General features: G+C 67.1%; 24 protein-coding genes. 10 read left to right on the top strand and 14 right to left on the bottom strand.

The window, feature by feature from the left end; genetic code table 11:
- Positions 1–14 precede the first annotated feature (14 nt).
- On the top strand, positions 15–632 hold the full coding sequence (locus AB4Z55_RS25150) for a dTDP-4-dehydrorhamnose 3,5-epimerase family protein (protein WP_004023614.1): 618 nt from the start codon (positions 15–17) through the stop codon (positions 630–632).
- 59 nt (positions 633–691) lie between these two features.
- On the opposite strand, the gene AB4Z55_RS25145 is transcribed toward AB4Z55_RS25150, so the two are convergent.
- The 3 genes from AB4Z55_RS25145 to AB4Z55_RS25135 form a co-directional block, all read right to left on the bottom strand.
- The gene (locus AB4Z55_RS25145; RefSeq protein ID WP_004023613.1) at positions 692–1,486 is read right to left on the bottom strand and encodes an ABC transporter permease; all 795 of its coding nucleotides are present in this window, start codon (positions 1,484–1,486) and stop codon (positions 692–694) included.
- Positions 1,487–1,495: 9 nt separating this feature from the next.
- On the bottom strand, positions 1,496–2,431 hold the full coding sequence (locus tag AB4Z55_RS25140) for an ABC transporter ATP-binding protein (RefSeq protein WP_369520873.1): 936 nt from the start codon (positions 2,429–2,431) through the stop codon (positions 1,496–1,498).
- A gap of 201 nt (positions 2,432–2,632) precedes the next feature.
- Positions 2,633–3,175 carry an EXLDI protein gene (locus AB4Z55_RS25135; protein WP_004023611.1) on the bottom strand — a complete coding sequence of 181 codons (543 nt, stop codon included), beginning with the start codon at positions 3,173–3,175 and terminating at the stop codon, positions 2,633–2,635.
- Positions 3,176–3,300: 125 nt separating this feature from the next.
- Between AB4Z55_RS25135 and AB4Z55_RS25130 the strand changes: the two genes are divergently transcribed.
- A complete protein-coding gene (locus AB4Z55_RS25130; protein ID WP_369520872.1) occupies positions 3,301–4,032 on the top strand; it encodes a hypothetical protein in 732 nt (243 codons plus the stop codon).
- Here AB4Z55_RS25130 and AB4Z55_RS25125 read toward each other — a convergent pair.
- The gene (locus tag AB4Z55_RS25125; protein ID WP_369520871.1) at positions 4,029–4,382 is read right to left on the bottom strand and encodes a DUF2304 domain-containing protein; all 354 of its coding nucleotides are present in this window, start codon (positions 4,380–4,382) and stop codon (positions 4,029–4,031) included. The two genes, AB4Z55_RS25130 and AB4Z55_RS25125, sit on opposite strands and share 4 nt — an antisense overlap.
- 7 nt (positions 4,383–4,389) lie before the next feature.
- Positions 4,390–5,091 (bottom strand): glycosyltransferase family 2 protein, encoded by a 702-nt coding sequence (locus AB4Z55_RS25120; RefSeq protein WP_369520870.1) that lies wholly within the window; start codon positions 5,089–5,091, stop codon positions 4,390–4,392.
- Positions 5,092–5,182: 91 nt separating this feature from the next.
- Here AB4Z55_RS25120 and AB4Z55_RS25115 point away from each other — a divergent pair, with 91 nt between their 5' ends.
- Complete coding sequence (locus AB4Z55_RS25115) at positions 5,183–6,037, top strand: glycosyltransferase family 2 protein (protein WP_369520869.1); 855 nt, start codon at positions 5,183–5,185, stop codon at positions 6,035–6,037.
- A gap of 274 nt (positions 6,038–6,311) precedes the next feature.
- Here the strand turns inward: AB4Z55_RS25115 and AB4Z55_RS25110 are convergent, their stop codons facing one another.
- Both AB4Z55_RS25110 and AB4Z55_RS25105 read right to left on the bottom strand, forming a co-directional pair.
- Entirely contained in the window at positions 6,312–7,589 is a 1,278-nt protein-coding gene (locus AB4Z55_RS25110; RefSeq protein WP_369520868.1) for a lipopolysaccharide biosynthesis protein, read from the bottom strand.
- A gap of 7 nt (positions 7,590–7,596) precedes the next feature.
- A complete protein-coding gene (locus tag AB4Z55_RS25105) occupies positions 7,597–8,964 on the bottom strand; it encodes a M1 family metallopeptidase (protein ID WP_004019707.1) in 1,368 nt (455 codons plus the stop codon).
- A 220-nt stretch (positions 8,965–9,184) separates the two neighbouring features.
- On the opposite strand from AB4Z55_RS25105, the gene AB4Z55_RS25100 reads away from it, so the two are divergent.
- Complete coding sequence (locus tag AB4Z55_RS25100; RefSeq protein WP_004019708.1) at positions 9,185–9,610, top strand: DoxX family protein; 426 nt, start codon at positions 9,185–9,187, stop codon at positions 9,608–9,610.
- Positions 9,611–9,613: 3 nt separating this feature from the next.
- Here AB4Z55_RS25100 and AB4Z55_RS25095 read toward each other — a convergent pair whose 3' ends face one another.
- Complete coding sequence (locus AB4Z55_RS25095) at positions 9,614–10,186, bottom strand: hypothetical protein (RefSeq protein WP_369520867.1); 573 nt, start codon at positions 10,184–10,186, stop codon at positions 9,614–9,616.
- A 132-nt stretch (positions 10,187–10,318) separates the two neighbouring features.
- On the opposite strand from AB4Z55_RS25095, the gene AB4Z55_RS25090 reads away from it, so the two are divergent.
- Positions 10,319–10,816 carry a DUF5709 domain-containing protein gene (locus AB4Z55_RS25090; protein ID WP_369520866.1) on the top strand — a complete coding sequence of 166 codons (498 nt, stop codon included), beginning with the start codon at positions 10,319–10,321 and terminating at the stop codon, positions 10,814–10,816.
- 39 nt (positions 10,817–10,855) lie between these two features.
- On the opposite strand, the gene AB4Z55_RS25085 is transcribed toward AB4Z55_RS25090, so the two are convergent.
- The 3 genes from AB4Z55_RS25085 to AB4Z55_RS25075 are packed head-to-tail and all read right to left on the bottom strand — an operon-like array spanning position 10,856 to position 13,597.
- Positions 10,856–11,827: an alpha/beta hydrolase gene (locus tag AB4Z55_RS25085; protein WP_369520865.1), complete on the bottom strand. Its 972-nt coding sequence runs from the start codon at positions 11,825–11,827 to the stop codon at positions 10,856–10,858.
- On the bottom strand, positions 11,824–12,234 hold the full coding sequence (locus AB4Z55_RS25080; protein ID WP_369520864.1) for an ester cyclase: 411 nt from the start codon (positions 12,232–12,234) through the stop codon (positions 11,824–11,826). The genes AB4Z55_RS25085 and AB4Z55_RS25080 overlap by 4 nt, the downstream gene beginning before the upstream one ends.
- A 1-nt stretch (position 12,235) precedes the next feature.
- Positions 12,236–13,597, bottom strand: a complete 1,362-nt coding sequence (locus AB4Z55_RS25075; RefSeq protein ID WP_369520863.1) for a glycosyltransferase — start codon at positions 13,595–13,597, stop codon at positions 12,236–12,238.
- Between the two features lie 193 nt (positions 13,598–13,790).
- On the opposite strand from AB4Z55_RS25075, the gene AB4Z55_RS25070 reads away from it, so the two are divergent.
- The gene (locus tag AB4Z55_RS25070; protein ID WP_369520862.1) at positions 13,791–14,414 is read left to right on the top strand and encodes a TetR/AcrR family transcriptional regulator; all 624 of its coding nucleotides are present in this window, start codon (positions 13,791–13,793) and stop codon (positions 14,412–14,414) included.
- A 142-nt stretch (positions 14,415–14,556) separates the two neighbouring features.
- Here the strand turns inward: AB4Z55_RS25070 and AB4Z55_RS25065 are convergent, their stop codons facing one another.
- The gene (locus AB4Z55_RS25065; protein ID WP_369520861.1) at positions 14,557–14,904 is read right to left on the bottom strand and encodes a cupin; all 348 of its coding nucleotides are present in this window, start codon (positions 14,902–14,904) and stop codon (positions 14,557–14,559) included.
- A gap of 121 nt (positions 14,905–15,025) precedes the next feature.
- Entirely contained in the window at positions 15,026–15,778 is a 753-nt protein-coding gene (locus AB4Z55_RS25060; protein WP_239401860.1) for a Clp protease N-terminal domain-containing protein, read from the bottom strand.
- Between the two features lie 220 nt (positions 15,779–15,998).
- Between AB4Z55_RS25060 and egtB the strand changes: the two genes are divergently transcribed.
- Positions 15,999–17,270, top strand: coding sequence for an ergothioneine biosynthesis protein EgtB (gene egtB, locus AB4Z55_RS25055; protein ID WP_239402175.1), 1,272 nt, complete (start codon positions 15,999–16,001; stop codon positions 17,268–17,270).
- Positions 17,267–18,247 carry an L-histidine N(alpha)-methyltransferase gene (gene egtD, locus AB4Z55_RS25050; RefSeq protein ID WP_354561339.1) on the top strand — a complete coding sequence of 327 codons (981 nt, stop codon included), beginning with the start codon at positions 17,267–17,269 and terminating at the stop codon, positions 18,245–18,247. The genes egtB and egtD overlap by 4 nt, the downstream gene beginning before the upstream one ends.
- Here egtD and AB4Z55_RS25045 read toward each other — a convergent pair.
- Positions 18,228–19,289: an LLM class flavin-dependent oxidoreductase gene (locus AB4Z55_RS25045; RefSeq protein WP_239401856.1), complete on the bottom strand. Its 1,062-nt coding sequence runs from the start codon at positions 19,287–19,289 to the stop codon at positions 18,228–18,230. The genes egtD and AB4Z55_RS25045 overlap by 20 nt on opposite strands.
- Positions 19,290–19,480: 191 nt before the next feature.
- On the opposite strand from AB4Z55_RS25045, the gene AB4Z55_RS25040 reads away from it, so the two are divergent.
- Both AB4Z55_RS25040 and AB4Z55_RS25035 read left to right on the top strand, forming a co-directional pair.
- Positions 19,481–19,870, top strand: coding sequence for an SHOCT domain-containing protein (locus AB4Z55_RS25040; RefSeq protein ID WP_004019720.1), 390 nt, complete (start codon positions 19,481–19,483; stop codon positions 19,868–19,870).
- 15 nt (positions 19,871–19,885) lie between these two features.
- Entirely contained in the window at positions 19,886–20,869 is a 984-nt protein-coding gene (locus AB4Z55_RS25035; RefSeq protein WP_369520860.1) for an ABC transporter permease, read from the top strand.

Below are 20,869 nucleotides of genomic sequence, written 5' to 3'. Positions count from 1 at the left end.
GCGAAAGGCTTCTCATGAAGGTCCGCCCACTCGCCATCGAGGGTGCCTGGGAGTTCACGCCGGTCCAGCACGGCGACGCCCGGGGGTTGTTCGCGGAGGCGTTCAAGGCCGATGTGCTGGCCGAGGCCATCGGGCACCGCTTCGACCTCGCGCAGGTGAATCTCTCGGTGTCGGCCGCCGGCGTCCTCCGCGGTGTCCACTTCGCCGACGTCCCGCCGGGACAGGCCAAGTACGTCACCTGCCCCAGCGGTGCGATCCTCGATGTCATCGTCGACATCCGGGTCGGCTCACCCACTTTCGGTGCGTACGACACCGTCCTGCTCGACGATGTCGACCGCCGGGCGGTCTACCTCGCAGAGGGACTCGGACACGCGTTCTGTGCCCTCGCCGACAACTCGACCGTGACCTACCTCTGCTCCACCGGTTACAACCCGACCGGTGAACACGGCATCAATCCGCTCGATCCCGAGCTCGCCATCGACTGGCCGACGCGGGCACGCGACGGTTCACCCCTGGAATTCGAACTCTCCCCGAAGGACACCGCTGCGCCGGGGCTTTCCGAAGCACGTGAGTCGGGCCTGCTCCCGGTTTACGACGAGGTGGCCGAGTTCCTGCGGGCCCGACGTAGCTGAGGCGTCCGAACGCCGAAACGTGTACGGCGTGGCCGTACACGTGCCGGGGCGGGCGGAAGTCAGCCGTTGGTCGACCGCCGGAAGGCGGTGACCGCCCAGAAGTAACCGACGACCAGGAACACCACACACCAGCCCAGCGCCCACGGCCAGCGATCGCTGATGTCGAGACCCATGAGGAGTCCGCGAAGCGTGTCGGCGATCGGACTGAACGGCTGGTACTCGGCGAACTGGCGGACGCCGTTCGGCATGCTGTCGGTCGGGACCAGCCCACTGCCCAGGTAGGGCAGGAACAGCAACGGCAAGGGCATGTTGCTGGCACTCTCGGGGTTCGGCGCGACGACGCCCATGGCAACCGCGATCCACACCAGGCCCGCGGTCAGCAGCAGGAGTAGACCGCCGGCCGCGAACCAGTCGAAAAGGCTTGCGTCGGCGCGGAATCCGAGTGCGAAGGCCACCGCCAACAGGAAGCAGACCGCGACGACACCCTGGATCAGGGCGCCGACGAAGTGTCCTGCCAGGATCGCCGTCGGCGGAGTGGCCAGCGATCGCAACCGGTTGATGATGCCCTCGGTGACGTCCTGGTTGACCGAGACAGCCACCGCCACCGTCAGGAACGACGGCACGAAGAGGAGCAGGCCGGGCAGCAGATAGTTGATGTACTTTCCGTCGATCGGGCCGTCCGCGGACAGTGCGCTCTCGATGGCACCGCCGAAGAAGTAGGTCATCATCAGCAGGATCACCACCGGCATGGCGATCGTCGAGAACATCATGGTGGGATAACGCCGCAATCGGATCAGATTGCGTCGCACCATCACAGCGGAGTCCGACAGGGTGTGGTCGAGCGTGGTGGTCATGGCTTCTCCTTAGTTGGTGGCGGCGGCGCGGCCGGTGATCGTGAGGAAGACGTCGTCGAGATCCGGTGTGTGCACCGAGATCCCGGAGGCGTCGATGTTCGCTTCGTCGAGGGTGGACAGGACGTCCCGGACCGCGCCGATGCCGGCACCCCCCGGCACGGCGAGGGTGTTCTCGCCCGGGGTGTCCACCGCCGAAGGGAAGCGGACCCGCGCCCGTTCGAGGTCGTCGGCGTCGGTGAAGTTGATCCGGATGTACCCGCCGGGGACGAGTCGTTTCAGTTCGGCGGCCGTGCCCTCGGCCACGATTCGGCCCCGGTCGAGCACGGCAATGCGGTCGGCGAGATGGTCGGCCTCCTCCAGGTACTGCGTGGTGAGGAAGATGGTCGTGCCGCCGGCGACAAGGCCGCGGACGGTGTCCCACACCGTGCGACGAGACCGTGGGTCGAGTCCGGTCGTCGGCTCGTCGAGAAAGATGATCGCTGGTTCGCCCACCAGCGTCATGGCCAGGTCGAGGCGCCTGGTCATGCCGCCGGAGTACTCGGCGACCCGACGGTCGGCGGCCTCGGTGAGGTCGAAGTCGGCGAGCAGTCGGTCGACCCGTTCACGGGCCGCCGTCCTCGACAGGTGCCGCAACCGGGCAACCATGGTGAGGTTCTCTCGTCCGGTCAGCAGTGTGTCGACCGCGGCGAACTGACCGGTCAGACCGATCTGTGCGCAGATCTCCGTGCGGTCGGTGCGCGGATCGAGGCCGGCGATCTCCACCTCCCCGTCGTCCGGGTGCGACAGCGTGGACAGGATCTTGACCGTGGTCGTTTTGCCCGATCCGTTGGGACCGAGCAGCGCAAAGACGCTGCCTGCGGGTACCTCGAGGTCGATCCCGTCCAGGACGGTGTGATCGCCGAAAGACTTCGTGAGTCCGGTGGCGCGGATGGCGGTCGTTGTCATGATCGTGCTCCCTACGGTGGATGGAACGATGAATAAACACATGCGCATATATGCATAGATGGGTAGACGACCGTCCCTGATGGACGTCGTCGGAAGTGCTCGGTTGTGCTAGCGGGTCGGTCGGGTGGGATTACCCCTGCTCCCTGAGGAGCGAAGCGTCACGAAGGGTCTTCGACTGTCACACGTCCAGGTCTTCGACTGTCACACGTCCAGGTCTTCGACCTCGGGTCGGAGGGCGGCTGCGGTGCGCGCGTAGAACCGCTCGGGGACAAGAGGTTTGAGTTGCTCGGCGGTGTCGACGATGTCGACGCGGTAGTCGCCCCAGTCGGGGAGGTCGGCGGTGAACAGGCTGCGGACGCTGGGCAGGCCGGTCAGATCCTTCAGCCAGTTGCCGGTCTTCTGCCGATGTGTCACCCCGTAGTTCATCCAGTCGACGTGGTGGACCGCGAGGACGATCTTGCCCGTGCGGCCCTCGTAGGAGCTCAATTTCGTCGCGTTGCCGGTGGCCTCGTCGTACTCGGTCTCCTCGGCCAAGAGTCGACCGAAGAATCGCTTGCGTCGGACGCCGTCGGGTCCGTCCCGCAGAACCACCTCCTCGTAGCCCGCGTCGCGGTAATCGGCCGCTCGGACGTAGGCGCGCAACGCTTCGACGACCGCGCCGGAGAGGTTGCCCCCCGACACCTGTTGAGCGCGTTCGAGGACCTTGATGTCCTCGTCGGAGACGTAGATGGTCTTGTTGGGCATGCGCCAACTATAAGTAGATGTATACGTAGACGCAAGGGTGAATGCGAAGCTCCTCGGGCGACCCGTCCGCCGGCCTCGGGTCTCCGAATCGTTCAGTAGGCTGAGTGTTGGGAGGTGGCGAGCGGATGCTCTCGGAACTGTTGGGAAATTCGGCGATCATGGCCGCGATAGGGCTGGGGATGGTCGCGTTGACCGCGTGTGCGCTCCACCTGAGGAGATCGTGCGGGGCGGTGACCTGGCTCGTGGTCCTCCTCGGGGTTGCGCTGACGTTCGACAATGTCGCGGTCGCGGTCGGACGCATGGTCGGATTCGGCGACGTGCTCCACGCGATCAACCTGCCGCGCTTCTGGATTCACGGTCTGATGACACCGCTGATCGTGGTGGCTGCGGCAGTGCTGGCGTGGCGCCTGGGCGTGCGGTGGAGTCGGCGCACACTCTTGCTGGGGACCTTCCTGGTCACCGCGCTCGTGGTCGTCGGGATCGTCGAACTGTTCGTGGCGCTGGATCTGACGCCGGCGACTGACGGCGACGCGCTGCGGTACGCCAACGCGGCCGCTGCCGGCCCGCCGATCCCGGCGTTGGGCACCGTGCTGCTGCTCATCGCGATCGGTGTGTCCGCCTGGCGTCAGGCCCGATCGTGCTGGCTGCTCATCGGGTCGGTCACGATGCTGGTCACCGCGGCGGCCGGTATGTCGGTTCTCTGGCTCGGCAACTTCGGCGAGCTCGTTCTGTACGCCTCCATCGTCGCCAGCATGTTTCAGGTGGCCACGACCGTAAGGCGTTCTGCCGTCGATGATGACAACGAACAACCCGAGTCGGCGGGTGCAACGGCTCGGCAGGTGACGGTCGGACGCTAGTCTCCTGGTCCGCCCCGGTGCTCCCGCTCGGCGTCCTGCAGCGCGATGGCGCGGGCCAGTCGCGCGTATCTGACCTCGAGATCGCGGAACCGCAGATACGTCGACACCGTGGTGAACGCGAACGCGATGACCAACAGGAACAGCACCAGGTCGAGGCCGCGCTGGATGCCGATCTTGTTGGCGACCCAGGTGACATCGTCCTGACGCAGCATCGCGTAGAGGCCGAATCCGATGAACGCGACGAACAGCAGCTTGACACCCGCCGATGCGCGGGCCGTTCCGCGGTTCACCACGAAGAAACCGACGAGCGCGACCAGACCGAGGATCGCGAGGATCTGGAACCAGATCATCGAGGCCTCACTTCCTCATCCGCGTGTGGAAGAGCCCATCGGCGACGATGTTGACCCCGTTGATCAGCGACTGACCCTTCGCGCGCGAATAGTCGGTGTAGAGGATCGTCACCGGTTGTTCGGCCACCCGCCACCGGTGGTGATCGATCAGCGCGATGAACTCCGACGCGTGGCTCATCCCGCTCATGAGGAGATCGAGCTCATCGGCCACGGTCTTGTTGAAAGCGCGAAGCCCGTTGTGCGCGTCGGACAATCCGAGGCGACGGGTGCGCGGACTCAGGAACACGATGGTGCGCAACGCCATTCGGCGCAGCAACGGAACCGACTCGCTTCGGCCGTCGGCGAAGCGGGTTCCGACGATGATGTCGACCGGCTCGCGTCGCAACCGCTCGATCATCGCCGAGACGTCGTCGACCTGATGCTGGCCGTCGGCATCGAACGTCACGAAGAACCGGGCCCCCGGCCGGCGACGCGCATATTCGACGCCGGTCTGGATGGCGGCGCCCTGACCGAGGTTCACGGGGTGGCGCACCAGATGCACGCCTGCGGCCCGGATCTCCTCGGCCGAGTTGTCCGAACTGCCGTCGTCGACGCAGACGATGTTGGGAAACGTCTCGCGGGCCTTGGCGGCCACCTCGCGGACGACCTGGCCCTCGTTGAACACGGGTACCACCAGCCACACGTCGGCGTTGGTACTGGGGTCGGCCATGGTCACCAACCCTAACCCGCTCCCACGTGGTGCCTGTCGTCCGGCACGCCTCCTGCGCGGCAGGGGGTTCGGACCTGGTTAGTCTTGTCCGGTGACGATCGACGTGATGATGCCGTTCTACGGCGACGTCGCCCGATTTCAGCAGGCCGTGACCAGCGTTCTCGAGCAGAGCGACCCGGAGTTGCGCCTGGTGGTCGTCGACGACTGTTACCCGGATCCGACGCCCCGACGGTGGCTGGAGTCGCTCGGCGATGCCCGGGTCCACTACCTGCGCAACGAGACCAACCTCGGCGTGAACGGGAACTTCCGACGCTGCGTCGACCTGGTGACCGCCGGCTGGTTCGTCGTCATGGGATGCGACGACCTCATGCACCGGGACTACCTGAGCACCGTCCGCACGCTGGCCGGCCACCACCCCGATGCCGCGGTCATCGCGCCCGGTGTCGACGTCATCGACGAGAACGGTCAGGCCGTCACGCCGCTGGGTGACCGGATCAAGTCGATCCTCGCGCCGCCGCGCGCGACCGTGCTGGAAGGGGAGCGGCTCGCGACGACGCTCTACCACGGCAACTGGACATATTTCCCGTCCCTGCTGTGGCGAACCGCCGCCGTCCGCGAGGTCGGGTTCCGTCCGAGACTCGAGATCGTCCTCGACCTGGCGCTTCTCGTCGATCTCGCGAGCGCCGACGGCTCACTGGTCTACGACCCTGAGGTGGTCTTCTCCTACCGCAGACACAGCGCGTCGGTGAGTTCGATCCAGGCGGTCGACGGCCGGCGGTTCGCCGAGGAGAACCGCTTCTTCGCGGAGGAAGCGCAGCGATGCGCCGCGCGCGGTTGGCCGAAGGCGGCACGCGCCGCGAGGTGGCACGCGACGTCGAGGCTGAACCACCTCTCGGCCCGCGTGGGCGCGGGGATCGGCCGGCTGCGGGGGTCTTCCGGGAGCTAGCACCTTTCGCTCACGAGCCCAGCCCCTGCTCCCTGACTCGAAACAACCACACACCCACAGGTCCCTAATCCGAAAGAAACGCATACCCTCTGGCCCCTGAGGTGCGAGGAGCGCAAGCGACGAGCCACGAAGGGCCTGGTGAGACGCCTTGCGAGACCCTTCGTGACGCGCCCTCCGCAGGCTCCGGGCGCTCCTCAGGGAGCAGGGGGTGGGTCGCCCTCTTGGGGGAGCAGGGGGGTCGCTCTCTCGGATGAGGGAGCAGGGGGTGGGGCGGTCAGGCCCGCAGTACCCCGACCAGATGCACACCGAGCCCGATCAGCGGACCGACGACGAGGGCGACGCAGGTCCGGGTCGCGACGTCGAACGGCAGCAGGAGCATCGCAACCGCCACGAGGGTCGCCACCCACCAACCGGCCGCATACCAGCGGTGGGCGCCCGCGGCGATCGCGGCGGCGCCGGTCACCGTCAGAAGAGCCAGGCAGGTCGCGCCGAGTGTCAGGGCGGCCACGACCAGCCCGTCGAGATCGAAATCAGCCCCGAACACCGACCTCAGCAACCACGGACCGAGCAGCCACGCAGCGAGGACCCCCACCCCGCCGACCGCGGCGACGATCCCGAGTGGGACACCGAGCGAGGCGAGCCGACGGTCCCGGCCATCGACGAATCGCGAGATCAGAACGCCCTGAAAGCTGTTGAGCGGCACCAGCAGCGGCGCGCGCGTCAGGGTGACGGCGAGGATCAGTGCGCCGATCGTCCGGGTGTCGTCGGCGTCGGACCCGCCGCGCAGGTCGGTGGTGAGGTTGATGAGGACCGGGAACCCCATGACGAGGACGGCACTCGCCGCTGCGGCGGCCATCGCGGTCAGGGTGTTGACCGTCAGGCTCCGAGGCGGGATGTCGCCGGCAACGCCGATCGCGCGGCGGGCTGTCGCCGAGACCGTCAGGACCACGCACCACGACACGGAACCGATGACGGTGACGACGAGGAACGCGGTGGTGCCCCAGCCGGCTGCCACCACGATCCCGGCACCGGCGAGCCGGATCAGCGCGTCGATCGACAACAACATCGCGAACGACGACCAGTTCAGTCGTCCCGACAATGCGCCACACAGGTGGGCGTAGACCGCGAAGCTCGCCACGCCCACGGCGAGCAGCAGCACCGACAGTCCGCGGTCCGCGGTGAACACCCGGCCGCTCCACAGCGGTGACGACACCAGGACGAGAACGGCAAGGCCCACACCGATGCCCGTGTTCACCAGCAGCGGCCGCGACCGGGCGAGGCCCTCCGACGCCGCGGTTCGCACCGTTCGGGTGGTCTCCTGCAGCTGTCCGTTCTGCGCGCCGGTCACCAGCCCATACGCGGCCCAGAACACGGCGAACACGCCATAACCGACGGCGCCGAGATGGCGGGCCGCCAAGAGCATGACGGCATATCCCGACGCGGCCGCGACAACCGTCGCGATCGTGACCCGACCCAGCGAACGGGCGGACATGTCACCGGACGGGACCGCCGCACTCGGGTCGGGACCCGGCGTCGTCGGATCGGTCGTCATCGAACGGTCAGGAGGGACCAGGGAACGGCGGCAGTTCGGGCGTGAACAGCCAGTCGTCCCAGAGTTGCTTGAGTGGCGTCGACGACTGGGTCGCGGCGAGCGCCATGAAGTCCTCGGTGGTCACCGAGCCGTAGCGGTGCTTGTCGGTCCATCGCTGCAAGAGTGCGAAGAAGTCTCCGTCGCCGAGGGTCAGCCGCAGTGCGTGCAGGGTGAGTGCGCCGCGCTTGTAGATCCAGTCGTCGAACATCTTGCGAGGGCCGGGATCGGCGAGTGGCACACGCACCGGGGACGATTCGAGTTTCGCGTAGTAGTGACGCGCCCACTCGTCGGCGCTCCGGCCACCCGAGTGCTGACTCCACAGCCACTCGGCGTAACAGGCGAAACCCTCGTGGAGCCAGATGTCGCGCCACCGGGCCGCGGTCACCGAGTTGCCGAACCACTGATGTGCGAGTTCGTGGGCGATCAACCGCTCGGCATGCCGGCTGCCGTCACAGTGGTTCGCGCCGAAGGTGGAGAAACTCTGTGCCTCGATGGGGATCTCGAGCTCGTCATCGGTCACCACGACGGTGTACAGCGGGAAGGGATAGGGCCCGAACATCTCGATGAACGCCGAGACCATCTCGGTCTGCTTGCCGAAGTCGATGCCGAAGTTCTCCTCGAGGCGCGCGGGAACCAGACCCGAGACCGGAATCGGCTTGGACGCCAACGAGATCTGTTTGTATTGGCCGATCTGGATCGACGCCAAGTAGGTGGGCATCGGCTCCACCTGCTCGTACACCCAGGTGGTGTGTGCGGCGCGGACTCGTTTGGACTCCAGCACGCCGTTCGCCAGCGCGTGGTACGGACTGTCGGTGGTGATCGAGATCCGGTACGGCGCCTTGGCGCTCGGGTGGTCATCGCACGGGAACCACGATGCCGCCCCGTTGGGTTGGTTCGCGCAGAGCGCACCGTCGGTCAGCTCCTCCCAGCCGACCTCGCCCCACGGGCCGCGGATCGGGTGGGGGCTGCCGTGGTACCGGACCGTGACGGTCATGGCTCCACCCGGGGGGAGCGGAGTGTCCGGCGTGATGGTCAGCTTGTGGTTCCGGTGCGAGTAGCGGGCGCGCTTGTCGTTCACCGACACCCGGTGCACCGAGAGCGAACTCGCCAGGTCGAGGGTAAAGCGTTTGAGCTCGGCGTACGACGTCGCGGTCAGGATCGCGGTGCCCTCGAGCCGGTTGCTGGCGACCTTGTATTCGAGCTCCAGGTCGTATCGGGAGATCCGATACCCCAGATTGCCGTTGTCGGGCAGGTAGGGATCGAGGACGTCGGCGGGTGCTCCCAACACTGGTTGCCCGGAATTGCCCCGTGAACCCAGCCCAAACTTTCCCGGCACTCTCGACTCCTACTCCGTTCTGCCCGGCGGGCTGACGTGCGGTCACGCGCTTCGACGAGTCGCGTCGGCGACGCGCTGCGACCGGTCACGAAGCGGTTGCGGTTGGGTGGTGATGTCTCGATTCTGCAGTTCACCCGCGACGGGGCGATGCTGTCCCGGACACTGAGAGAGTACCTGGCGGCGGCGCAACCGGCCCGCCCGATCGATCGAGGAGTGCGGAATGAGCGGATTCGGTAGTGTGGCGCAGTTTCTCGCGCGCCTGATACTCGGCATCATCTTCATCGCCCACGGTTGGCAGAAGCTGTTCACGCAGGGTATGGATGCCACCAAGGTGGCCTTCGGGCCCGGCGGGATGGACGTGCCCTACCCGGAGCTGGCGGCCTATTACGCCACCTGGGTCGAGCTGATCGGCGGCATCCTGCTGATCCTCGGACTGCTGCTGCCGATCGTCGCGACCCTGCTGATCGCGGACATGATCGGTGCGATCGTCTTCGTGCACTGGGACGCCGGGTTCTGGAACATGGACGGCGGTTACGAGTGGCCGCTGGCGCTGATCGCGGGCCTGCTGGCGGTCGGGTACACGTCGGCGGGCCGGATGGGCGCCGACAGCTACATCATGCGGCGACGACGCCGAGACGTCGTCTGAGACTCAGGCGAAAGCCAGGCCGTCGATGGTGGCCGTGCTCGTCGACACCGCGCCGGTGTCGGCGAGGGCGGCCACGAGTCGTGCGATCGTCTCGCGTTCCTCCTCCGCGTGACGGAGGCCGACGCCGTCGATGAATCCGGGCGAGAGCAGGGCGAGGGGATCGGTGTCGTGCCGGTGGATGACCGCCGCGCCGAGGAGGCGTTGCGCCTGGCCCGGATCGGATTCCCACAGCGCGTCGGCGGTGAGCAGATACAAGCGGACGGCCGGTGGGTACTCGTGAAGGTGCACGAGCGCCCAGGCCCAGTGTTTCGCGACATCCACCGTGTCGGCCTCGGCCCGGCCGTGCGTGCGGACGTACTTGCCGTACAACTCACGACACAGATGACTGGCGTCGGACCACAGCATGAGATGCGACATGCACCGGACGCAGTCGTGCAGATTGGACAGGTACATCACCGAGTAGGGGCCCTCGCGGCGCGACCTGATCTCGCGGAGCACGGAGAACTCGGCCAGCGCGTGGTCGTATTCACCGGCCGAGAGCAGCGCCTGGGCCTCGGCCTGCATTTCCTCGATCACCTTTGTGATTGTCGCCGATACCGCGATCCACCATGACTCGTTTCGCCGAACCGGCCGGCGGTCGCGGCACACAAAGGACCCACGCACCTGCGCGCCTGGCGGAGCAACCGACGGGCTGGCATCGTGGCAAGGATGAAGGACGACATCGGCAGTAACCCCGAGGGCTCGGACGGCGAGTACAGCCTCGACGAGGACGATCAGCTCCAGCCCGAGGACACCCTCGACGACCGCGGGGTCGACGACGTCCTCGACGAGGGGTACTCACCGCCCGACTACGAGCCCAAGGGCGCGGTGCACGGGCTGACCTCCCGCGAGCAGGCCGAGGGCGAGACGCTCGACGAGAGGCTCGCCGAGGAGGAGCCCGACGTCGGGGCGGTGGACCCGCTGGATGAGATCACCGCCGAGGAACGTTCTCGGACCGATTGGCGCGCACATGATTCCGACCGCGACGAAGAGTTCGAAGAAGACGACGAGGTCGGGGATACCCGAGCGGGTCGGCTGATCGCCCCGGATGCGGGCTCCGGCATCGACACCGAGGCCGAGGCGGTCGCCGAGGACGCCGGGATCGACGGAGCCGGGGCCTCCGCGGAAGAGGCTGCTGTGCACTACATCTCGGACGCCTCCGAGTAGGGCGCCGACGGTCGGAGACCGGGCCCGCGCGGGAGGCGGTCAGAGGCCCGGCGAGAGTGCGGAATACAGGACGGGGATGTCGCGGGCCCAGTATGGCCAGGCGTGGGTGCCGACGGGTCGGAAATGCGTGGCGGGGTGCAGTCCGGCGGCGCGCATCCGGGCGACGAAGTCCCGCGAGCATGTGTTCACCAGGCTCTCGAGCACCGCGCCGGTGGTGATCTTCTCGAGGCGGGAACGTCCCGGATCGAGCCTGGTCAGCCGGTCGAGGGGGCTTGGTGCGCCGGTCCCGGCGGCGATGAAGATGTGTTTGCCCTGCAGGGCGGCCAGTCGACGCGCCGGGTCGTGGTCGGCCCACCCCGGCCCGTTCCAGGGGCCCCACATGTTCGTGGGGTCGCCACCGTCTCTGATGACGGCGGCGCGGATCTGCGACTCGTTGACCGGACCGGTGGTGGGAGGACAGCCGCTGATCGAACCGACGCCGGTGTAGAGCGCGGGGCGACGGGCCGCGAGTGTGAAGGCCGCTTGGCCGCCGGCGGACAGCCCGGCGATCGCGTTTCTGCCGGTGCCGTGGAACCGGCGGTCGACGAGTGGGGGTAGTTCGCGCGTCAGGAAGGTCTCCCACTGCGGGCGGCCGAACCTCGGGTCCGCGCGGTTCCAGTTCGTATAGAAGGCGCCCTGACCGCTCGGCATGACCACGTTGACCGTTTTGTTCCGGAAGTGGCGATCGACGTGGGCTTCGGTGATCCAGTCGCTGACCGTTCCCTTGTGGCCGCCGCCGTCGAGGAGGTAGAGCGTGCCGCGAGGGTTGCCGTGTGCCGGGTGCAGCACGGTGACCGGTACCTCTCGGCCCATGGAAGGTGAACGGATGAGCAGGTCGTGTCGATGATCCTCGACCGCAACACTTCTCACCAGTGTCGCGGTCGGGGCCCCGGAGGCGACCCCCGGTGTGCACAGTGCCAGTGCCGCTGCGATGAGGGTGGCTGACAGGAGTCGCGGTCCTCCGGGTTTCATCCCGGCAGCAGACCCAACTGGCCGAGGAAGTCGAGCTGGTCGAAGTAGAGGTGCTCGGACACGAGTTCCGGACCTCGCACGCGGTAGGTTGCGCTCCACCGGAACGTCACGGACCTCCCGGTGGGGTCGACCGCGCCCTGCGGGCTCTGCAACACGCCGTCGTGGACCCCGGCGAAGACTCCCTCGACCGAGGCGTGTTCGGCGTCGACGACGTAGGAGTGAACGGAGAGCCGGCCGTCGGGGAACGCGTCCTGGAAGACCGACAGGAACCCGAGTACCTGGTCCCTCCCGGCGAATGATCCACCCGGCGCGATCAATTCGGCGTCGGACGACCACGGCTCGTCGTCGGGGGTGCGGGTGTTGAACGCGTCGATGTGCGCGTCGATCACCGTTCGTGCATCGGTCATGTCAGTGCTCCTCCTGGGTATCGCTTCTCTGAGATGTCGCCGGTCGGGTGGTTCGGATGGTGGGGTGGCCGTTCGGGGTGGTCAGGTCCTCGAGTTGGGTGGACACGATGCGTGCCGGGTCGTAGGCGGCGATCGCGCGCGCCATGCGGGCGCATCTGCCGGTCAACTCGTCGTCCGCGAGAACGCTCGCGACCGCATCGGAGATCTGCCGGGGTGACGGGCGCCGGGTTGCGAGATCCACTCCGACGCCGAAATGCCGTACACGAGCGGCGACTTCGGGTTTGTCCTCTCCGCCCGGCGCGACGACGACGGGCACCGAATGGCTCAGCGCGTGCAGTACGCCACCGTAACCGCCGTTGGTGATCATGACCGAGGTTCGCGGCAGGAGCGCGTCGTAGTCGAGGTATCGCGAGACGGTCGCGTTGCCGGTCGCGATCACCGACCGGGGATCTGCGCCGCCGGTGCTGACGACGACCCGGACGTCCATGTCGGCCAACCCCGTCAGCGTCGGTTCGACGAGTTGGGAGAAGTCGTGGTTGTCGAGCGTGCCCTGCGTGACATGCACGATCGGGCGGTCGTCGTCGAGCAACCCCGACCACCATGGTGGCATCGTCCGGGCGTCGTCCGGGGGCTGTGCACGTCGGTCGAGCACCGGCCCCGCGAACACGGTGCCGGCGGGCAGATCGGGCCGCGGGTACTCGAACTCGGCGGGCCCCAGTTGGACGAATCTGTCGAATGCGCGGGAGAGGTCCAGGACGAAGTGGTCGAGCGAACCGCCGGCACCGCGGGCCAACTCTCGTGCGCGTCGCTGTGTCGAGGCGAACAGGACGCGTCGGACCATGAGGTGTGCGAGTCGATTTCGCATTCTCCCGGCCGGGCCGTTCATGGGTCTCAGGCCGCTGTTGAACGGTGCCACATGGGGGCTCGTCTGCGCGAGCGGCATGGTGCCGAGGCCGAGCACGGGCGGCCGCCGACTCGCGGGGCGCGACAACAACGGGATGATCCCCGCAAACGTGCCGTCGCACAGCACCGCATCGACGTCGTGATCGCGGAGGGCGGAATCCACCGCGCGAGCCTGATCTGCGAGTGGGTCGATGAACGTGCACTGCACCTGGTATCGGGACAGGGTCAGCCCGCGGTAGCGATCACGATCCGGGGTGAAGCTGTCGGGATCGCGTTCGTCCAGGTCGGCCGTGCCGTCGAGCGGGTGAGGGATCATGCCCGCGGCGGCGACCTGGTCGGTGAAACGCGAACCGGTCACCACGATCACCGTGTGCCCCCGGTCGACCAGCATGCGTCCGACGGCGATGACCGGTCCGACATGACCTGCCAGGGGCGTACTGCACATCAGGTAGGTCGACATCCAGCCTCCGTATATTCGATAGAGTCAGACTTTATCGAATATGTGTCGGGGTTGCTGGGGAACGAGTGGTTGGGGGGTATCGTCACTGATCAGGCGCTGTACCCGATGAGTGCCGCCCATCGCTCCCGCGGGACGTTTGTCGACGCCGCGCTAGAATCGATGGAATTCGACACCAACCGTAGCGGAGGCCGGCATGAGTAGACGCCCGTATACTCCGCGTAAACGTGCGATCAGCGCGGCGCACACGCGCACGAGAATTTTGGATGCCGCCCAAGAGCTGTTCGTCGCCCAGGGGTATTCGCGGACCACGCTGCAGCAGATCGCCGACCGCGCGGGTGTCGCCGTGGGCACCGTCCACCAGGCGGGTTCGAAGGCGTCGCTGATGATGGCGGTGCTCGAGCGGGGATTCACCGGCGACGAGAAGTTCGTCTCGCTACTCGAGCGGCCGGAGTTCATCGCGATCATGGAGGAGACCGACACGGCCCGGGCCATCGACCGCTACCTCGACCACATACTCGCCGCGAACAGCAGGATCGCAGATCTGTGGCACGCCGCAACGCTCGCCGCGGATTCCGATCCGGCCATCGGGGAGCAGCTCGAACGGTCCGAACTCCGCCGGCTCGACGACGTGCACACCGGTTGTCACTGGTTCGTCCACCGCAACCTCATCGAGGACACCGAGGTCGACGAATTCGCGGACATCCTCAGCCATCTCACCAGCCCGGCCACGTATCGCTACTTCACCGTCGAACGGGGATGGACCCCCGCACGACTCAAGAAATGGATGATCGTCAGTATCGAGGCCGCGATGCGGTGACGACGCGTTTGTGGGTCGTCCGGTGTGGCTCGAACCATGCCGGCCCGTCAGTTCGGCCCCCGGGGCGCCTCACTCCTGGATGGCTCGAGCAGGAATGCGGGGGTGCAAGGTCAGAGCGGATCTGTCGGCGGGTTGGCTCTCCTCAGCGCTGTTCGGCGCAGACGGCGATGACGGTCAGCCCGTCGGGCCCGGCGCGTAGGCGACGGCGGGTCTGCAGATCGACGGAGATGAACTGGCCCGGCGCGATCGGCGTCGGTTCGTCGTCGACGACGACCCAGCCGCTGCCCGCGATGACGGCGTAGACGTCATCGTTGCGATCGTCGATGTGATCGTGGTCGACCGTTTCGGAGCCCGGTGGGAGCTCCACCTGGTAGACCTCGAAAGCCGTGACGTCGAGGGCCTCGCTGATGCGCCGGTCGAACGGGCTGGCTGCCGGATGCGGGCCGTGGCCGGCAGGTACCGCGGATGCGTGGACGATGACGTGACCCATGAACGCATGCTAATGCCGGACGCTCGCTTGGTCTCGCCGAGAACTCCACCACCCGTCGGACCCCGAAGCGATTGGAGGAAAGCGTTGCGGCGCAGTCGTTCCCGCGGACCTGAACCGTGCGCTAATCGGACGGCGGCGTCTGCTCCATGACCTGCGCGAGCGCCTCGACGATCTTCCCCCGAATTGCTTCGGGGGTCAGCCCCAGTCCGCCGAGCGCGCCGGCCAGGCCGTCATCGGCGAACATGCCGAGAAGCAGGTGTTCGGTGCCGATGTAGTTGTGGCCCAGCTCGACCGCGACGCCCACGGTCGACTCGAGTACCGCCTTGGCCGCCTCGTCATAGGGCACCACGCTGGTGGCCTCCGCGTCGGGGATGTCCCGCGGACTCGGCACCAGCGGTGTGATCGCGGTCGTCCACGCGGCTGCGTCGACACCGAACTCGGACAACACCACGAAGACGAGAGACGTCGGCTCGGCGGTGAGGGACCGCGCGATATGGGCGGGGGTCACGTGTTCGGCCCGGTCGGCGGCCGCGCTTGCGTTGGCAGCCATGAGAACGTTCGCCGCGCGTGGGGTGAAGCGCGAGAACGGGTTGTCGTCGGCGGGGGCCTCGTCGCTGCTCGCCGTCGACACCCGGTCGACGAACCGCTTCTGGGCGGCCTGTTTGCTCACCCCCATGCTTGCGCCGATCGATGTCCAGGACGCGCCGGAGCGTCGTGCCTGGTCGACGAAATGGCCGATCAGGCTGTCGGCCACGTCGCCGAGATGCTGGGCGGCGAGGACGGCGTCCGACAGCTGATCCAGCGGGTCGTCGTGGACTTTTCGGATCGCGGTGATGAGGTCGTCGAGACGGATGGTGACAGGTGTATCAGGCATGCGTCAACCATAGGTTGACGACCGATCCCCGTCAACCCTTGGTTGACGAACCGCGGCGACCGGGGCGTTCGGCCGCGTTCGTTGACAGGATCGGAAACCGTCGTGACGATGGATGCGGAGATCGGCGAAGACGTCGCCGGCGACTCCCTTCTTGCCACGGAGGATTCCAGTGAGCATCACCGAACCGTCGATCCGTCCCGAGTCCTCGCATGACGTACCCGTGAACGGCGCGGCGTCGCCGACCCAGAACTCGCGCACCGACGCCGCCCAGCGGTTCGTCGATGTCCGTGCGCTGACCGACACGTTGGCATCGAGGCTGTCACCCGAGGATCAAACGCCGCAGTCGATGACCGAGGCCAGTCCCGCGAAATGGCATCGGGCACATGTGACCTGGTTCTTCGAGGAGTTCATCCTCCGGCAGGATCCCGGATACCGGGTCTACGACGAGTCCTTCCGTTACCTGTTCAACAGCTACTACGAGGCTGTCGGAGAACGACATCCGCGCCCCGATCGAGGCCTGGTCACCAGGCCCGGAGTGCGCGACGTGACCCGCTACCGCGAACACGTCGACGCTGCCATGGTCGATCGGCTCGAGAGCGGGACTCTGGACGACGCGACCCTCGAGCTCGTCGAGCTGGGGTGCAATCACGAGCAGCAGCACCAGGAGCTTCTGCTCATGGACATCAAGCATCTGTTCTCCACGAACGTGTTCGCCCCGGTGTACATCGATCGCGAACCGGACGAACCGGGCACGTCGAAACCGCTGGGCTGGCGGCGATTCGACGGCGGCGTCCAGGAGGTCGGTGCTCTGGGCAACGGGTTCTCCTATGACAACGAGGGGCCCCGGCACCGCGTCTACCTGGAGGACTTCGAGATCGCCGACCGCGCCGTGACGAATGCGGACTGGCTGGAGTTCATGGCCGACGACGGCTACCGCCGTGCCGAGTTCTGGTTGTCCGACGGCTGGGCGAGGATCCGCGAGACCGGCTGGGACGCCCCGGGTTACTGGCGGAACGAGGCCGGGGCCGGGTCCACCGGCCGGGACGCGGAGTGGACCACCTACACGCTGTCCGGACGACGCCCGATCGTCCTCGACGAGCCCGTGCTGCATGTCTCGTTTTACGAGGCCGACGCGTACGCGCGATGGGCGGGCGCACGATTGCCCACCGAGTTCGAGTGGGAGATCGCCGCGGCGTCGCTGGGCGACGAACGCGGAATTCTCCTCGATCCGCAGCGGTGTCACCCCGGTCGCGCGGGTGCTGCAATGGTCGGCGACGTCTGGGAGTGGACCGCGAGCGCCTACCTCCCGTACCCGGGTTTCGTGCCGGCCAACGGAGCGGTGGGGGAGTACAACGGCAAGTTCATGTCCGATCAGCACGTGCTGCGCGGTGCCGGTGCGGTGACCCCGGTCGGCCACGAGCGGATCACCTACCGGAACTTCTTCCCGGCACAGTCGCGCTGGGTCTTCTCGGGGCTGCGACTCGCCCGATGACCCTCGACAGCGACGCGAGCGTCGATTCCGGGACCACCACCAGCGGTCTTGCCGCCGACGCATTGTCGGGCCTGTGGCAGAACCCGCCGACCCTGCCGACCAAGTGGCTCTACGACGAGCGGGGCAGCAAGCTGTTCGACGAGATCACGCGGCTGGACGAGTACTACCCGACGCGCCGCGAGACCGCCATCCTCCGTGCACGATCCGCGGAGATCGCGGCGACGACCGGGGCGGCGGTCATCGTCGAACTCGGATCGGGCACGTCGACGAAGACGCGCCTGTTGCTCGACGCGTTCAGCGCGGCGATGGGCACCGATCGGCGCCTGACCTACGTTCCGGTCGACGTGAGCACCGAGATGCTCACCACCACTGCGGAAGTGCTCTCGGCCGACTATCCCGGGATCGACGTCGTGCCGGTCGTCGCCGATTTCACCGAACCGGATCTCGAGCTGCCCGCGGCCGACGGGCCTCGGCTCGCGGTGTTCCTCGGCGGCACCATCGGGAACTTCGTACCCGACGACCGCGCCGGGTTCTATCGACGGCTCGCGGCGTCACTCGCGCCCGGTGACTACTTTCTGCTCGGCACCGACCTCATCAAGGACACCGGGCGTCTGGTTGCCGCGTACGACGACCGGGCGGGTGTCACAGCGGATTTCAACCGCAACATGATCGAGGTGCTGCGCACCGGGCTCGATGCGCGCGGGCTCTACGTCGACGACTTCGAGCACATCGCGCGCTGGAATCCCGACGAGCACCGCATCGAGATGTGGTTGCGCGCCCGACGTGACGTCGATGCCTACTTCGGAGCGCTCGGCCGGTCATGGCGGGTGCCCGCGGGGACGGAGATCCACACCGAGATCAGCACCAAGTTCGAACCCGGTGCGCTGCAGAGCGAACTCGAGGCGTCCGGCCTGACCGTCGAGGCGACCTGGACCGACCCGGCCGGGGATTTTCAGCTCACCCTGACTCGGCGCTGAGCAGTTCCCGCACGCGCGGGATGACCTGCGTCCCGTACAACTCGATGCTCCGCATCAGTTCGGCATGGCCGAGTGTCCCGTGCGAGTACTTCAGATCGAAGCGGCTCACACCCAGTGCGCGGACGGTGGATGCGATCTTGCGCGCGACCGTCTCGGGTGACCCGACGTAGAGCGAGCCCCCCGGTCCGGTCGAGCGTTCGAACTCGATGTGCGTGGGCGGCGGCCACCCGCGCTCGCGGCCGATGCGACCGACGTATTCGCGGTAATGCGGCCACAACTCGTCGCGTGCCTGGGCGTCGGTCTCGGCGACATGGCCCGGCGAATGCACGCCGACGGGCAACGGGGACTTGTCCATCTCGCGCAGGGCGCGGTGGTAGAGGTCGACGTACGGCTGGAACCGAAGCGGGTCGCCGCCGATGATCGCGAGCATGAGGGGCAGCCCGTACGACGCGGCGCGCACCACCGATTCGGGGCTGCCGCCGACGGCGATCCAGGTCGGCAGGGGTGGGTTCTCGAGTTCGGGGTAGACCGCCTGCGCCTGCAGCGGTCCGCGCGTCGAACCCGACCACGACACGGGTCGGCCGGTGCGCAGTTCGGCGAACAGGGCGAGTTTGTCGCTGAACAACTCCTCGTAGTCGGATAGGTCGAATCCGAACAGCGGGAACGACTCGGTGAACGATCCGCGACCGAGAATCACCTCCGCTCGTCCCGACGACAGGGCGTCGACCGTCGCGAATCGCTGGAAGACGCGGATCGGATCATCGGAGCTGAGCACGGTCACCGCCGAACCCAAGCGCATCCGGGTGGTGCGCGCCGCGATCGCGCCGAGCACGACCTCGGGTGCCGACACCGCGTAGTCGTCCCGGTGATGCTCACCGACACCGAGGAAGTCGACGCCCACCTCGTCGGCGAGTACGGCCTGCTCGAGCAGATCGCGGAGCGTCTGGGCGCCGGAACGCCGGGTGCCGTCGGCGTCGGCGGTGATGTCCCCGAACGTGTCGAGCCCGAGTTCGACGCCGGAGACCGCAGTGTGAGAGTTCATGTCGCCCTTCGCGGGTTGATGATCGAACGGGCGCGTGGTCGGAGGAGTCGCGCCCGCACTGTCCTCCCACACGATTTCACGGACATCTTTCCAGTTCGTCAAGGTGTCCGGCCCGGTGCTGTGCAATGCTCATATCGGTTCATGTGCTCGGCGAGAACACGCCGATTCTTCTAGACAAGGGAGACACTGCGATGTGGGATTCATTCTGGGACTTCATCTGGTACACGATCGTCATCTTCGCGTTCGTCGCCTACCTGATCGTCCTGTGGCACATCATCAGCGACCTGTTCCGGGACAAGGCCGCCTCGGGCTGGCAGAAGGCGGCGTGGGTGATCTTCCTGATCGTCTTCCCATACCTCACCGCCATCGTGTACCTGCTGGCCAAGGGCAAGGGGATGGCCGAGCGTCAGCGTGAGGCCTACAGCCAGGCGAAGCAGGCCTCCGACGAGTACATCAAGTCCGTCGCCGGTACCTCGCCGACCCAGCAGATCACCGAGGCCAAGTCGCTCCTCGATTCGGGAGCCATCACGCCTCAGGAGTACGAACACCTGAAGAACAAGGCTCTCAGCGGCGCTGCCTGACCGCCGGGGGCGGGAGTGGTCGGATACCTGTGCAGGCGCATCGTCACGTGGGCCGCACTGGTGTTCGTCGCGACCAATCTGACCTACTTTCTCGCGACGTGGTTTCTCGATCCGCGGTCGAACTACGCTCTCCGGCGACCGCCGTTGCCGGAGAGCGTGGTCGACGCCTCGCTCGAGACCTACAACCTGAACGACAAGACACCTCTCGTGGAGAGATGGTGGAACTGGCTGTCCGGGATTCTGCTCCACTGGAACTGGGGCTCCACCCCCGTCGGTGAGAGCGTCAACTCCGAGATCGGTTTCCGGCTGGTCTCGTCCGTGCAACTCCTCGCAGCGGCCACAGTGCTCTCGACGATCGCAGGAATCGCCCTGGGCGTGTACACCGCCCTCCGGCAGTACAAGGTGTCCGACCGGGTGTGGCAGTTCATCTCGATCGCGGCCATCAACCTGCCGGTCCCCGTGGTGGGCCTCGGGATCGTGCTGGCCGCGATCTCACTCAATCAGGGTGTCGGACACACGGTCGTCTACGTCTCGGGCGCGTCGAGCATCGACATCGACGGCTTCTTCCCGGTGCTCTTCGACCGCCTCCAGCACCTCATCTTGCCGACCATCACGCTCGTGATCGTGCAGTACGCCGGCCTGCACCTGCTGCAGCGATCCCTGGTGCTCGACACCGTGAACGCCGATTACGTCCGGACCGCGCGAGCCAAGGGGCTCACCCGCGGCGTCGCGGTCCGTCGGCATGCCCTGCGCACGGCCATCATCCCCGTCGCGGTCGGTGTCGCCTTCGCCATCCCGGCGGTGTTCACCGGCGCCGTACTCACCGAGACCATCTTCGGGTGGGAGGGCATGGGACGCTACTTCGTGACATCGATCAACACCAACGACGTCCACGGCGTCGTGGCCGTGGCCGCCTTCGGTGCCCTCGCGACGGCCGTCGGCGCCATTCTGGCGGACCTGGCAGTCGTCTATCTGGATCCGAGGGTGCGGGTGAACTGA

The organism is Gordonia sp. ABKF26, assembly GCF_041103195.1.
Lineage (GTDB): Bacteria > Actinomycetota > Actinomycetes > Mycobacteriales > Mycobacteriaceae > Gordonia > Gordonia terrae.
This window is presented reverse-complemented; position numbering and strand designations above follow the sequence as displayed.